Below are 13,559 nucleotides of genomic sequence, written 5' to 3'. Positions count from 1 at the left end.
TTATCCCGCTATAAACGGATAGTAAAACTCCCACCTCAAAATCTAGCGAACTCGTGGAAATTAGATGAGAGTCCAGCTGCCCGTAAAATCACAATTGGTGCAGGCTAATAATCAGTAGGGGATAGACAATCCCCACTGATTAAAGTTTCACTTTATCCAATTCTTTCATTATTTATATAGAACTTTTTTTATTCGTAAAGTTACATTATATATAATTTTTCCTTTTATATAAAATTCATTGCTCACAAAAAAACTACCGAAAGAAAATCTCCCGGTAGTTTTACGGTATTAACGGTATAAACGAACAGCACCTGCAGAGTTATCATCAGCTTGTCCTACTACTTCAAACTTCAGACCAAGCTTCGGTAAAATACGTCCTGCATCTGGAATTTGCTCATTGATATACTTTTTAGAATCATCAAACTTCGGTACACCTGCTAAGCCATTATATGTAAACGTTCCACGCGTTGGAGATACAACTTTCCAAGCTGGCGTTTTATCGAATGAGAACGCCGCATCAGCGATTTGGAATCGTGTACTACTCTTAACTGTCGGTTTACCATTTAAAGTTCCTACAATTGCTTCTGGATGAGAATCAACTACACCAAGGAAACCGTGTCCTGGATGTACGCCAACCCAGTTATCTGTGTACTCTGAATCCGCATACCATACAACCATACCAGTGTTATATTGTGGACCGCGAGCAAATTTCAATGCGTTATCTGAACCAGCATAGTTTCTCCACTCTACATAGTAGTTATGTTTTTTCTTCTCAGTTCCGTTAGAAACAGCGAAACCATCTAATTTGAATTGTGGTGCACCTTCTGCATCATCAGAGAATGCAACTTTACCATCTACTGTTAATGAAGCATTATCAAGAGTGAATCCATTTAATGCTAGACCACCATCAGTAATGTAATCAAATGTTAATTTTACTTTCTTACCTTTGAATTGGCTTAAATCATATGATTTATCAATCCATTTTCCATTTGTCGTAGCTGTATTTCCACTATTTGCTTTCTCACCAATTCTTTCGATTAACGTTTGTTGACCGTCTTCTGTTACAGCGTGTACTTCAAGGAAATCGTACTCTGCTTCGATTTCATACAATGATTTGAAATCAAATTTCGCAGTCGTTGCATTTGTTAAATCAAACAGCGGTGTTTCCATCTTTGTATGAAGATCGTCACCTTTTGTGCTGTAGTAATACTGTTTACCAAATGCTGGTGCGATCGTTTTTACATCTTTATCCGGTAAGTTAACACGAATCAAACCTGGTCGATCAGATTTCGTAACACTTTGGTCTAAGTACGTTGCAAGACCGATACCTTTATTTAATTTCTCGTAATCTACTTCTACGATATTTGCCCAGTTACCACCGATTGTTTTTTGGAAAAACTCTTTATTTTGTGGTGATAAGCTCGTCGGTGTTGTTCCTGCAATTTTACCAGCCCAGCTTCCGCCACTCATAATAGACCAAGCTTCAACCGGCTCACCATTACCGCTATATTGTGTATCATACTCATCTGGAAGACCTAAATCATGTCCATATTCATGTGCGAATACACCAACCGCGCCATCTTCTGGTTCAATTGTGTAGTCGAATGCTGCCATCTTTCCACCCCAATATGGAACTTTCGCTTGTGTACCTTCAATTTGGAATGGTTTTGGCCCAACTGTCCAGCGATGTGACCAAATTGCATCATCACCTAATTTACCGCCACCAGCTTCTTGTCCAACACCCGCATGAATAATCATTAAGTGATCGATTAAACCATCAGGTTGATTTTGATTTCCATCACCATTTACATCATATTGATCAAATTGATCAAACTGTGATAAATCAAGGCCACTATCTACAGCTGCCTTTAATGCATCTTTTACTAGATCACGTGGTCCTTTTGGTCCTTTATTATCATGACCTGTTGCTGCATCAGCACCGTAATCAGCTGCTTTACCAGGAACTGTTAACCATTTTGTAACTGTTCCATCTACAGTGTAACTACCACCAGATTGCTCTTCATAATATTGTTTAAACGTTTCGATTTTACTTCCGTCATCTAACGTAAACGGCTCGTTACCAAATAACATTTTTTCATAATGTTCTTGATTAAAATCGTTGGAATACATGTAACCAGGTTCTTTATCAATATTGTTATGCTTGAAATCAGCATACTCTACAAGTAAAACGAGTACTTTATCTTTACGAACTTCACCGTTATATCCTTTTTGTTTTGCCGGTGAAGTTGGTACTTTACCATTTAAGCCCCCTTTAACTGGACCTGTTCCTGCTGCAGTCCCGTTTGCTGGTTGCTCTGATTTTTCTTTCGTATCTGCCTTTGCATCTTTCACTTTCTTTAAAAAGTCAGATGCTTCTTTCGTAAGCTGGTCCCCATTTGCTGCTTCTTTCCCAGGATTTTCACCCTTTTTGTTCTCTACATATTTTTCGACAGCTTTCTTTGTTTCTGTCTCTGAAGCTGACGAATCAATTACCCCACGTTCTTTTAGCGCATTTGCTAATCTCTCTTCTGGAATCAAATGATCATCAACTGGGCTCGTAGCTGTTTTACTTACAGGCGTTTCAGCATAAGCAGATTGGCTGCCAGCGCTGAATGAAATACCTAAAACCGCTGTTAAAGCAATTGATGATAACACTTTAAATGGTTTCTTTTTCATCCCTTATTTCCTCCCCTAATAAATAATATGTATTACAAATTGAATTTTATTAAAAATTCAATATTTTTTCAATATTTAGTTTTATTATGTAATTTTTTTAATATATTTGTAAAAATTCCATAGTTAGTATACGAATATATCACAATTCAACAATATTTTCTGAAAATATTGAAAAATCACTCCGAACAATTTATAATTATGTCCATTGAGGGAGTTTAATGGGGATTTTATCTTTGTTTTATCTACACAATACTTGATAATTCGATACATAAAATACAAAATTCGATTCATTATCATTTATTCTGTAGCAGCAATTATGACCAATAATTAGGGAGGAATTACACTTGTACAAAGATAAGACAGACGCACTGGACCAAGAATGGATTGATTTAATGCTTGAAGCTCTAGATGCTGGTATCGCCCTGAAAGATATCGAACACTTTTTCCAACGTATGAAGCAAACGAGCCAGGCTCAATAGCCTTGTTCTTTTTAACGAAGTTTATGTTATAATAATGACATCATCAGACGACTACACATTGATAGAAAGGTGCGCAAATATGATTGGAGAACGTATAAAACGCCTTCGTTTACAAAAAGGCATTTCATTAACAGAACTCGCCGAAAAAGCTGGTGTCGCTAAATCTTACATTAGTTCCATAGAACGGAATTTACAAAAAAACCCTTCTATTCAGTTTCTTGAAAAAATCGCAACAGTGCTACAAATTCCAGTTGATACTTTACTTCACGATGAAACAACAACGGAAACTAACCTAGACTCCGAATGGACACAGCTCGTTAAAGATGCTATGAGCTCCGGTGTCTCCAAAGAACAGTTTCGTGAATTTCTTGAATTTACAAAGTGGAAGCAAAATCACAAATAATACATAGAAAGAAGTGCTTACAACCGGCACTTCTTTTTCTTTATAAAAAAAAGCGGGGGATACCCGCTTTTTTATTATTTTTCTTCGCCAGCTTCTTGGTTAGCATTGAATGTCCATTTTAAATTCAATGAATCACCTTGGAAAATATTTTGGTCTTGATTATTATCTACGAATTCAAACTGTACCCATAAATAGTCTTCTGAATCTGGAGCTAAACCACCATTCTCAGCCCACTCTGGAGCAAAGACGTCTTTAGCTAAAACATCCGGATCCACATCTTTTAACTCTGCTAAAGTTGTTTCATATACAGGCTCGCTTCCTTTATCCCAGTTCCAAAGGAATTTTACTTTAACATGCTTACCAAAGTCTTCACCAGCATTATCACCTTTTGCATCGTTCACAGTATACTCTGTTGCTAATTTAACATCTTTAATTGTTAACGAACCACTGTTCTTTAATAAGAACTCTCTCTTAACACTATCTCCTGGTTTTAAATCTTTAATATCTACAAGCGTTTTAGGGTTTAATGTAAGATCTAACGTCCCAGCTGCAAATGTATTGTTCGATACTTCTTTATCACTAAAGAATGCAAATGTTCCTCCACCAATTAAAGATAACCCCAATGCTGCTGATGCAACTCCCATACCTAATTTCTTTTTCAGACTCACAATCAATTCCCCCTAGCTGTTTTTTGTATTTTTACATTGCTATCTCTTATATACATAAGAGGTGTAACTAAAACTATATTAGCTAAGCTAATATTCGTTCTTTTTTAAAAACCTTAAGTTCATTATAACGAACGAACCTATGTAAATACAACAAGTATTTATTAGTATTTTCAGTTATTTTTATTTCTCAATACTGTTTTGATTTTTCAGAAAATTAAAGGTGAATACTTTAATGATTTTCACTTGTTCCACACTCAAATACATTTAATACTATAAGAAAACGAAAGCAAGACAAAGAGGTGAGGGATGATGCGTCCTCACACTCATATAAACATTAATTTTTTCATGGCCATTTACAGCTTGTTCATTCGTTTTTTCTGGTACTATACTAGTATTTTCTATTTTTTCTGCTCTTCTGTTTTCTTCTGTTCTTCTACTTTTTTCTGTTCTTCCACTTTCTTCTGCTCTTCTACTTTTTTCTGTTCTTCTGCTTGTTTCTGTTCTTCTGCTTGTTTCTGTTCTTCTGCTTGTTTCTGTTCTTCTGCCTGTTTCTGTTCTTCTGCTTGTTTCTGTTCTTCTGCCTGTTTCTCTGCTTCTATTGCATCGTTTAATTGTTGATGAAGGGCCTGAATCTGCTCATCAATAGCTGGCAAACTAACTTCTTTCTCAATATAATCGCGCTTATCTTTTATACTATGAAAGCCTGCATTCACATATAAGGCTACTTGCTGAATCGACTCACTTTTATTCACTTTTAATTCTTCCTGTATTTGATTGTAAGGAGTTTCTATTTCAGTATATACATTTTGCAGGGCTTCCTTCTCAGAAGCAATTTTCTCACGTCCTTGCTGCCATACTACAATTGCCTGTTCTATTTCTTCAATAGAAGTTGCTTTCAACTTCCCCTTCATTTCTCCATACTCATGTTCAATAAACTGTTTATGCTGTCCAGCTTGTTCTTTTAACGTATCAACTGTTTTTGGAAATATAATCGCTGTAGAAAGAGCAGCTTCTACTTTCGTTTCATGAATGAATGCTGCTTCTGTATACGTCATTATTTGAGATCCTAAATAAAACGTAATAGAGCACATACACGGCAATATAAGCATCTTTTTAAAATTACGCGGTCTTTTCAGCATCTTAATCTCTCCCATCGAACAATTCGTTCTTTATACAGAACATTACTTATATTATAGTAAAGAACTATTAAAATTGATAGACATATACTAGAAAAATAGAAAAAGAGCTATCCATGTGATAGCCCTTTTTTATTATTATCTTTCTTCACCTGCTGTTTGTTGTGCATCAAACGTCCAATTTAATTTTAATTTATCGCCTTGGAATTCATTTTGATCTTTACCATTATCAACAAACTCGAATTTCACTGTAAATTTATCAGAATTACCTGCAGAAATACCTTTTTCATCCCAGAACCAAGCAGCTAAATCATTATCAACCGCTGTAAGTGTGTCACCCTTTAATTTATCTAGTGTTGTTTCTTTTACAATTGTTTCATGCTTATCTACATTTTTTAAGAATGTTACTTTAATGTGTTTACCAAAATCTTCTTTATTGTTGCCTTTTGCATCTTCTACACTATAATCCGTTTTTAGTAAAACTTTTTTTATGTCTAAAGAGCCTTTATTCTCTAGTTTAAAATCTCTTTTGATTGTATCCCCAGGTTTTAAATTTGATACATCAACTACTGTTGTTGGATTTAATGCTAAATCAAGTGTCCCAGCTGCGAATGTATTGTTTGACACTTCTTTGTCGCTGAAAAATGCAAATGTTCCTCCACCAACTAATGCTGCTCCTAGTACTGCTGATGCGATACCCATTCCTAATTTTTTCTTTAAAGTCATGTCCATATCCCCTTAATATATATTTGTTAACTTCCTAAACGGAAAGTATAACCAAACTAATTAGACGGATTGTTCTACTTTTTTCTCTTTCTTTTCTCCATCGATGCTACGAATAGCGCCAAAAATAGAAATCGCGGAATAACCTAGTAAAAAGACTCCTGGAATGATAAGAAGCAATGCTGCTCCCGCCTTAGAGTTTGCATAATTCAGTAAATAACCAACGTAAGGAACCGTAATATCTGCGTACTTGCCAATTACATTCTCCGCAAGTACTGGTTCTAAATCAGGGCCGTTGTTGTTATCCCCTTTTGTTTCATACATTACTTTTCCATTTGTATCTTTCACACCGATAATACGGTGAGTGATAATTTTTTCATCTTTCTCTTTAAAGGTAATCACATCACCTTTTTGATATTTAGAACCATCTTTCGTTGGCTCTATCGCAATGATTGATCCTGTTAAAAATGTCGGTTCCATCGATCCTGATAACACTGATTTAAATTGATACCCCATCACTGTCGGATCTCCGCCACTCGCTTTTGACGAAACAACCACAAAAGCTAAAAAAACCATCAATGCAAATAAAACAAATGAGATAACGTTGCTAATAATCTTCCAAACGAATTTCATCGTCTCTCTCCTTCTCCGTTGTTTTATATTATTTGAAGTATGTGATATTCACTTTCGTTCTTTAATAAGAACTTAATTAAATAATATAACGAACAAAATGGAAATGCAATAAGAAAATTTACAATTATTAGTTAATTTTCCGAAAAAATATATGCAAACAAAAAAGACCGTGACAAAATCTCTTCACAGTCTTTTTACTAGTAATTTATTTTTCTTCTGATTTCATTCCTTTTGTATTCCGACGCAACACTACATATAAAATGGCTCCAAATAATACAATGGCTCCTATCCCAATGCTTATCATTTTCACATTTGAGTCTTTTACTTCAGGCGCAACTGTATCTTTTTTAGGCATCGCAAAAGTAACATCTTCTTTTGAAAGAACATTTATCGTCGCAATTGTTTGATTATTTTTCGTAATATCAACTGCACCAACTACTTCACCACGATGGATTCCCTTATGATACAAAGAGTCTTTATCTAATGAAACTGCCCGGAAAGTAGTTCTCACATTTTTCCCTTCATCTTTCTTAAGCATAAGCTCTGCACTTTTTTCAAGTTCGCTATCAATATCTTTATTTAAATACGTTGTCTTTTGATGCCAACTCTGTTTATCTAGCACCGTTTGCTTCACAAATTGCCCAAAAGAATATTCCGCCATCTGTTTCAAATCTTCATAAATTTCAGGTCTTTGAGAAGCCATTACTACATTTATAATACGATTTCCGTCTTTCTCATTTAATAAAACGAGTGTATTGCGCGCTTCATTCGTAAAACCCGTCTTACCGCCAATACTATATGGGTTTTCAAAATAAGTAGATTTATTAAAAATAGAAACCGTCTGCCTAGATGTCGTAACGGTTGTTCTTTTCGTATTCATCGCTTGCAAAATTTCAGGATACTTTTGCACACCTCTCGTAATCATAGCCATATCATATGGCGTCGTATAATGATTCGGATCATGCAATCCATTTGGTGTTACAAAGTGACTATCTGTAGCCCCTAGTTGCTTCGCTTTTTCATTCATCATATTAGCGAAATTCTCAACACTCCCGCCAATCCGCTCCGCAATCGCATACGACACATCATTCGCACTTAACACCATTAAAATCATAAGCGCAGTATTTCTATTTATTGTCTCACCAGGTTGAAACTCAATTTGATAATTACTCTTCTCTTGATCTAGTGCTAATTGTGAAAACCTAAATTGATCTTCTGGCTTCGTATGCTCCATAAGTAAAATTGCTGTTAGCACTTTCGTCATACTAGCAGGAAATGCACGATGATGTGCATTTTTGTCATACAACACATCCCCTGTTTTCGCATCAATCGTAGCTGCAAACTGACTAAAAACATTCGGTCCTTCCGCGGGTGGCGGCGCCACTTGTCCTGGATCCACCCCAACATTTGTCTCAGCATGTAACGTCATAGGTGTCAAAAAAAATAAACAAATAACTGTAATAAAAGCCAAAATCTTCTTAAAATTAACCATATGACTCTCCCTTTTCAATTTACTTCCTTAACAAAAAAAAATCTACCAATCTATATGTAATTTGTATTAAATTGGAAGAATATTAGCTATTTTTTACTATATCATACTTTTACGATGAAGAACATAAATATACAATAAAAATAAGAAGGAATTACTCTTTCTTATCCTTCTCATCAATCAACGAATCTATTAACTTTTGACTAGCTTCCTCGGGCGTAATCTCATCCGTCATACCCATAAACGACCAACCTTTAGAATCAACCCACTCAACGAACTCTTGCAAAAACTCATCATGCGTCACATCCACATCAAGAATCGACCCATTAATCGAAATCGTTCTATTTCTAGACACACGCATCTTGAACGTTTTTCTCACCATTACAACTTTTCTCCCTCTACTCCTGAATATTTATGAAATAATCTTGTATCTCTGTTATACATGATTTTAAGTAAATTGTAAAAAGGATATATTGGCCAATTTGGATATTGAAAATGAAAACCTCTTATCCTACATAACCCTCATACGACATACAATCGATCATAAATTACTGAAAAAATCCATATAAAAACAAACCAACTTACATTTTATCACACCAAATACACTTGACTTTAGTACGACGATATAGAATATATTAGAAAATAACTTAAAATGAGGAGGAACTCCATGGCGCGTTGTACGTATTGTAAAACTAAGTGGAAAGTAAAGGAGGTCTGGTCGCTTCTCATAACATTTGAAAAAGATTGTCCGTATTGTTTTGGAAGGCAATATGTATCAAGGAAAACATTGAACGCTATGCCAGAACTTATAAGCTTACCTCTACACTTCTTATTTCCTTTTCTTGTTGATTTAAGTAATGAAGGCCCTTTAGATTGGTATCGGAAATCATAACACTTCAGCACCTTCTACTTATTAAATATAAAAACATACATAATAATATAACCTCTGAAATAAACCTATTTTCTATTACACTACCTCTTTAAAAACTTACTACACAAAAACATTGTAAATTTTCAGTTAATTATATATAATTGCTTTAACATAATGATTAAAAATTCGAATACATAATCATTTTTGAAGATCCCGTAGCTCAGCAGGGAGAGCGCCACCTTGACAGGGTGGAGGTCGTGAGTTCGAGCCTCTCCGGGGTCATATGCCAAAAATAGCGATTTACCAACTGGTAGATCGCTATTTTTGGCATATGATTTAACTCGCAGAACTGGAAGTAAATTGTAATATATAATAATTTCAGTATTACTATACCCTACTCACTTAAAAATCACCTGTACACCTTTAATCAATAAAAAAGCTATCTGTGTATGATGTAAATCATGAAAGCGAATCTTGGATACAACTATTTTTTAATCAAAGCATCTATTTTCCAGATTATACATATGTGCCAGTGTGAACTTCTATAGTAGTTTTGTTAAATCATTTCCTTCACACTTTCCGTATAAATCAACTTATAGGAAAGTGAACAATATACACCCGCAAAGTCGGTGATCCATATCATTGAATATTACCCTTTACCATGTCGTTACGCTCCTCTCCATTTATATAAATTTAATTCTTCTAAGTATGTATTAAATCTCGGCCTTTTATTAGACATAAAAAATCCCCTCCAAGTACTAGTGTAACAGCCATGTGTATACATGTTCTTTTTACACTTCCTACTGAAAGGGGAAACTATTAAATTTATATACTGTTATTAGCAGTTACTTGTTTTTCCTTAATGGCCTTAATAATCGATCCGGTAGCGATTAAAAGAGTTCCTGCGATAAAGAATGCTGCACTAAGTACAAAGAATGCTGTAAGTAAATTAGAGTTAATAATGTAATTGTACGCGTCTCCGCCCACATAAACATGCTTATTTAACTCACTATATTCACTAGCCATATAATACCCTTCAATTTTGTCAATTCCCTTATATAGCAGTACCGCCGAATGTATATAAAAAATTACCGCCCAAATTATCCATTTTTTCATGATTGTATTTACTCCTGTTGTCTATTTTATTATTTATTACATGATTAAAATTTTTCAATTTTATATTTCTTAATCTTGTAAAGCCTAGTCTGCTCACAAAGATGACTGCACCTGTAATCGCTTCTCTTAGCTTTTTAGAAGGTTTTCTAACCCCTTCTTTCCAGCATTTCTTTAAACTTATTCAACTGGAATAAGTTTAACTTGCTCTGCTGTCTTGATAATATCGCCAGTACCAGTAAAGAAAGTATAATCTCCACGACCTACTGAACTATTGCCCAGAATAGTATTTACTGTTGCTGAACCACTCTTGCTATCAAAGACAACGAAGTTACTACCACGTCCTACTGCTGTAGCTTTATAACGACCAGCAGGAATATCTTTTCCCACTATATATTCACCTGCACCTAGCACTCTAGGTTCTTCTTGCTTAGCCTTAACGCCTTCGGTAAGCTTCTGCAGTTCACTTGTCTTTGATTGGATATCCCCATCTAATTTCCCTACTTCTCCCTTTTTAGCCTCTACATCTTTACCTAGTTTATCAACTTCTGACGTTAGTTGATTCTTATTTGCTACTAGGGCCAAAGTCTCTTCTACTTCAACTTTCTTGTCAGCAAGCTTCTTTTGTTCTGCATCAATACCTTCTTTGACCTTGCTCTTCGTGTAACTTAATTCTTTTTCCTTTTCTTCTGCTTTCGCTTTTGCCTCTTCGTATGTAACCTTTTCTTTCTCGATAGTAACCTTGGCACCACTAGCGCCAATTGAATACGAAATTACTAATCCAACGATTACTGCTATAGTAATCCATAATTTTTTTGACTTTACAATTTTCATATTTCTTCCCCCAGTTGAATATTCTATATTAATATATCATACTTTTATAACATTTATAACGAGAAAAATGTAAGATTCATAGCATATCCAACCCCATCTCTCTATACTAATTTTTTCTTTAGCCAATCACTAACATTCTATAGTCAATATTAATAAATGAGGTACGCTCTCAAAACTTTCCATTATAATAACAGCATAGAACTACATATAAGTTATTTTTACTAGCTTGCATAAAAAAAGATGCCAGCAAATGCTGACATTTTTTTTACTACTTTCAAATTCTCACTCTAACATTGTGTAACTATCGTTCTTTTACAAGAACTTAATCACTTCCCACCAAACATCTTCTTCAAAGACTTCGCATTAGCAAATAACAATTCTTGTAGGTTGTCATCAGCAACAATTTTATAGTCACCATCTTTATCTTTCTTTAAGTTCAATGTAACTTCGCGAGTTGCCATTGTTGCATCTTTATCTGATAAGTGTTTGATGACAGCTGATGTCATTGTCTTTTCGATTGCTTTTTCAGATTGCTCTTTGTCTTCGCTAAAAGCACTAGCGAAGGCCATTGGCATAACTTCTCCCATTGCTTTTGTTACAGCAACAGATAGATCGGCAGATGTAATTTTCACTTTCACTTCTGCTTTATCATCGTTTTTGGATACTTCTTCTAGCTTTTCAAATTTAAAGTTTTTCATAATTGCGCTTAGCATTGCTTTTGCTTCCGCATCGTCTGTTTTTTCATTTAGTTTACTAAACTCTTTGTCACTTACAACAAATGTACGAGCTTTTTCTATATCATCTTTTTGCATTGATGTTAAAAATTCTTCAACAGTATCTTTCGGATTAGCGCATCCTGCTAAAACACCAACTGTTAATCCTACTACCATCCATATGCTCCGATCAAAAATCATAGGCGATAACCAAAGCGATATATTAATAGCCGCAAATAATAGCTATAATATGAAATTACTGCCTGCATATGAATCTCCTTTTCATTATAATACTTGCTTTAACATCGGCCTTGCTACTCTATATTCTTCACTATTAGGCTCTTTTATGATTATGGATAGCCTTTCATCCTCTTCTTCTACAATCATTTCAAATACTTCTGTTTTTTCTTGTAATATGTTGGACTCACTATCTTTAGTAGGCTGTTTGCTCGTTTCAATTTTCTTTGTCACTTCACCAAGTTTTTGCCCAACTTCTTCTACTTTTGCAGGTTCATCCGTAACATAGTATTCCTGTTCGTCCCATACTAATATAGGTGGTACTTGTTCTCGTTTGTTACATATTATATAAGTAATGCTAGCTATAAGTAGTAGACATATTGCTATAAAGAAGATAGCTTTTTTATTCATATACTATTCTCCTTATCTATCATTTTATTGGATTATATAATACAAAATATAGATATTAAATGGATTTTATGGTAATTTTTAGTTTTGTTTTCAAAAAGAAAAACCTTACATAAGTAAGGTTCCGTTTTTAAACTCTACAGTGACTGATTTATTAAAACAATCATTACGATAATCGCTATAAACATAACGACTAAACAGCCGATTAATTTATAAAACCCTCTTTTCGTTAACGTCCCGCCTTGAACGTCTTTACGAATGAATAAGAATACAGCTAAAAATAAAACAAGCCCCATACCAAAAGCATACATCATTTGCATATGTTAATCTTCCTTTCTCTATTACATCTTAATATCTTTTTGCCAAAACAACAAATGAGATAAAGTGAAACTTTAATCAGTGGATTTTTTCCATCCCCTACTGATTATTAGTCTTCACCAATCGGGCTTTTATGGGCAGTTGATCTCTCACCTAACTTCCTCGCATTTTCCAAATTTCAAGGTGAGAGTCTTACTGCCCGCAAATAGCGGGATAAAGACGGTACTCATCGTGAGTGCCATAAGTATGTTCAGTAGTTCAACCGCAGATAGTGTAATGACATTTAAGTTTAAGCCAATAGAGAAAAGAAGATAATATGCTGTTAACGTAAAAACTGAAGAACATCCTTTTATATAGAAGAAACTTTTCAATTTCAGCACGTCTATTTTGAAATGAATCATGGAACAATGTATATATCCGTTACTATATCTCCTCCCCGCTTTTATAAAAATTTAATATCTCCATATTTGTTTTATCCTTTTAACACATTTCATTTATCTCTTTATTCCATGAAATGTGTTATTGGTTTTACGGTGTTTTTCGGCATATTTATAGAAACTAACGGATTATGAAGCATTTTTTATGTTTAGCCACTTTTTTTGTAGAAATCCTTCATTTTCCTTTCGATATTTAACACTATCTAAATAAAGTTTACGATAAATTCATAATTTTTTATTTTTTATACTATATTCCGTTATATTGTTGTATAATATCAATGAAAGCGCTTATTATTTCAATATACATAATTCGAACCATATTTTACCGAAACATTCTAACTATTATACCTATATTTAAATGCAACAATTATAGTTGTTAGTATAGGTATACCAAATATATCCACCCCATTTTTCTGTAAAA

General features: G+C 34.3%; 15 protein-coding genes, 1 tRNA gene and 1 pseudogene. 4 read left to right on the top strand and 13 right to left on the bottom strand.

Annotation, left to right across the window (positions count from 1 at the left end):
- Nucleotides 1-288 precede the first annotated feature (288 nt).
- Complete coding sequence (gene inhA1, locus MR065_RS04985; protein ID WP_242212708.1) at nt 289-2,676, bottom strand: M6 family metalloprotease immune inhibitor InhA1; 2,388 nt, start codon at nt 2,674-2,676, stop codon at nt 289-291.
- A gap of 344 nt (nt 2,677-3,020) precedes the next feature.
- Here inhA1 and MR065_RS04980 point away from each other — a divergent pair, with 344 nt between their 5' ends.
- Nucleotides 3,021-3,155, top strand: a complete 135-nt coding sequence (locus MR065_RS04980; protein ID WP_098269098.1) for an anti-repressor SinI family protein — start codon at nt 3,021-3,023, stop codon at nt 3,153-3,155.
- 79 nt (nt 3,156-3,234) lie between these two features.
- Nucleotides 3,235-3,558, top strand: coding sequence for a helix-turn-helix domain-containing protein (locus MR065_RS04975; protein WP_242212707.1), 324 nt, complete (start codon nt 3,235-3,237; stop codon nt 3,556-3,558).
- Nucleotides 3,559-3,632: 74 nt separating this feature from the next.
- Here MR065_RS04975 and calY read toward each other — a convergent pair whose 3' ends face one another.
- The 6 genes from calY to MR065_RS04945 form a co-directional block, all read right to left on the bottom strand.
- On the bottom strand, nt 3,633-4,226 hold the full coding sequence (calY, locus tag MR065_RS04970; protein WP_242212706.1) for a biofilm matrix protein CalY: 594 nt from the start codon (nt 4,224-4,226) through the stop codon (nt 3,633-3,635).
- A gap of 398 nt (nt 4,227-4,624) precedes the next feature.
- Nucleotides 4,625-5,380: a DUF4047 domain-containing protein gene (locus MR065_RS04965; protein ID WP_242212705.1), complete on the bottom strand. Its 756-nt coding sequence runs from the start codon at nt 5,378-5,380 to the stop codon at nt 4,625-4,627.
- 120 nt (nt 5,381-5,500) lie between these two features.
- On the bottom strand, nt 5,501-6,088 hold the full coding sequence (locus MR065_RS04960) for a CalY family protein (RefSeq protein WP_098387998.1): 588 nt from the start codon (nt 6,086-6,088) through the stop codon (nt 5,501-5,503).
- Between the two features lie 60 nt (nt 6,089-6,148).
- Nucleotides 6,149-6,718: a signal peptidase I SipW gene (gene sipW, locus MR065_RS04955; protein ID WP_242212704.1), complete on the bottom strand. Its 570-nt coding sequence runs from the start codon at nt 6,716-6,718 to the stop codon at nt 6,149-6,151.
- A 205-nt stretch (nt 6,719-6,923) separates the two neighbouring features.
- Nucleotides 6,924-8,210: a D-alanyl-D-alanine carboxypeptidase family protein gene (locus MR065_RS04950; protein WP_242212703.1), complete on the bottom strand. Its 1,287-nt coding sequence runs from the start codon at nt 8,208-8,210 to the stop codon at nt 6,924-6,926.
- Between the two features lie 151 nt (nt 8,211-8,361).
- Complete coding sequence (locus MR065_RS04945; protein WP_000251864.1) at nt 8,362-8,589, bottom strand: hypothetical protein; 228 nt, start codon at nt 8,587-8,589, stop codon at nt 8,362-8,364.
- Between the two features lie 285 nt (nt 8,590-8,874).
- Between MR065_RS04945 and MR065_RS04940 the strand changes: the two genes are divergently transcribed.
- Both MR065_RS04940 and MR065_RS04935 read left to right on the top strand, forming a co-directional pair.
- On the top strand, nt 8,875-9,099 hold the full coding sequence (locus MR065_RS04940) for a hypothetical protein (protein ID WP_242212702.1): 225 nt from the start codon (nt 8,875-8,877) through the stop codon (nt 9,097-9,099).
- Between the two features lie 188 nt (nt 9,100-9,287).
- Nucleotides 9,288-9,360, top strand: a tRNA-Val gene (locus MR065_RS04935).
- Nucleotides 9,361-9,903: 543 nt separating this feature from the next.
- Here MR065_RS04935 and MR065_RS04930 read toward each other — a convergent pair.
- The 6 genes and pseudogenes from MR065_RS04930 to MR065_RS04905 form a co-directional block, all read right to left on the bottom strand.
- Nucleotides 9,904-10,194: a hypothetical protein gene (locus MR065_RS04930; RefSeq protein ID WP_000758799.1), complete on the bottom strand. Its 291-nt coding sequence runs from the start codon at nt 10,192-10,194 to the stop codon at nt 9,904-9,906.
- Between the two features lie 177 nt (nt 10,195-10,371).
- Complete coding sequence (locus MR065_RS04925; protein WP_242212701.1) at nt 10,372-11,025, bottom strand: hypothetical protein; 654 nt, start codon at nt 11,023-11,025, stop codon at nt 10,372-10,374.
- A 326-nt stretch (nt 11,026-11,351) separates the two neighbouring features.
- The gene (locus MR065_RS04920; protein ID WP_242212700.1) at nt 11,352-11,915 is read right to left on the bottom strand and encodes a DUF5105 domain-containing protein; all 564 of its coding nucleotides are present in this window, start codon (nt 11,913-11,915) and stop codon (nt 11,352-11,354) included.
- A gap of 108 nt (nt 11,916-12,023) precedes the next feature.
- Nucleotides 12,024-12,386 carry a hypothetical protein gene (locus tag MR065_RS04915; RefSeq protein WP_242212699.1) on the bottom strand — a complete coding sequence of 121 codons (363 nt, stop codon included), beginning with the start codon at nt 12,384-12,386 and terminating at the stop codon, nt 12,024-12,026.
- A gap of 134 nt (nt 12,387-12,520) precedes the next feature.
- The gene (locus MR065_RS04910; protein WP_242212698.1) at nt 12,521-12,703 is read right to left on the bottom strand and encodes a DUF3976 domain-containing protein; all 183 of its coding nucleotides are present in this window, start codon (nt 12,701-12,703) and stop codon (nt 12,521-12,523) included.
- Between the two features lie 147 nt (nt 12,704-12,850).
- Nucleotides 12,851-13,103, bottom strand: a pseudogene (locus MR065_RS04905) (hypothetical protein); the annotation flags it as partial.
- Nucleotides 13,104-13,559 lie beyond the last annotated feature (456 nt).

The organism is Bacillus cereus group sp. BfR-BA-01383 (genome assembly GCF_022663495.1).
Classification (GTDB): domain Bacteria; phylum Bacillota; class Bacilli; order Bacillales; family Bacillaceae_G; genus Bacillus_A; species Bacillus_A cereus_AU.
The sequence above is the reverse complement of the archived record's forward strand: the minus strand, read 5'-3'. Positions and strand labels throughout refer to the sequence as shown.

Excerpts from the sequence above, each read along its gene's own strand:
- inhA1 (WP_242212708.1), bottom strand. The coding sequence starts at position 2,676 with ATGAAAAAGAAACCATTTAAAGTGTTATCATCAATTGCTTTAACAGCG.
- MR065_RS04975 (WP_242212707.1), top strand. The coding sequence starts at position 3,235 with ATGATTGGAGAACGTATAAAACGCCTTCGTTTACAAAAAGGCATTTCA.
- MR065_RS04965 (WP_242212705.1), bottom strand. The coding sequence starts at position 5,380 with ATGGGAGAGATTAAGATGCTGAAAAGACCGCGTAATTTTAAAAAGATG.
- MR065_RS04960 (WP_098387998.1), bottom strand. The coding sequence starts at position 6,088 with ATGACTTTAAAGAAAAAATTAGGAATGGGTATCGCATCAGCAGTACTA.
- sipW (WP_242212704.1), bottom strand. The coding sequence starts at position 6,718 with ATGAAATTCGTTTGGAAGATTATTAGCAACGTTATCTCATTTGTTTTA.
- MR065_RS04950 (WP_242212703.1), bottom strand. The coding sequence starts at position 8,210 with ATGGTTAATTTTAAGAAGATTTTGGCTTTTATTACAGTTATTTGTTTA.
- MR065_RS04945 (WP_000251864.1), bottom strand. The coding sequence starts at position 8,589 with ATGGTGAGAAAAACGTTCAAGATGCGTGTGTCTAGAAATAGAACGATT.
- MR065_RS04940 (WP_242212702.1), top strand. The coding sequence starts at position 8,875 with ATGGCGCGTTGTACGTATTGTAAAACTAAGTGGAAAGTAAAGGAGGTC.
- MR065_RS04930 (WP_000758799.1), bottom strand. The coding sequence starts at position 10,194 with ATGAAAAAATGGATAATTTGGGCGGTAATTTTTTATATACATTCGGCG.
- MR065_RS04925 (WP_242212701.1), bottom strand. The coding sequence starts at position 11,025 with ATGAAAATTGTAAAGTCAAAAAAATTATGGATTACTATAGCAGTAATC.
- MR065_RS04920 (WP_242212700.1), bottom strand. The coding sequence starts at position 11,915 with ATGGTAGTAGGATTAACAGTTGGTGTTTTAGCAGGATGCGCTAATCCG.
- MR065_RS04915 (WP_242212699.1), bottom strand. The coding sequence starts at position 12,386 with ATGAATAAAAAAGCTATCTTCTTTATAGCAATATGTCTACTACTTATA.
- MR065_RS04910 (WP_242212698.1), bottom strand. The coding sequence starts at position 12,703 with ATGCAAATGATGTATGCTTTTGGTATGGGGCTTGTTTTATTTTTAGCT.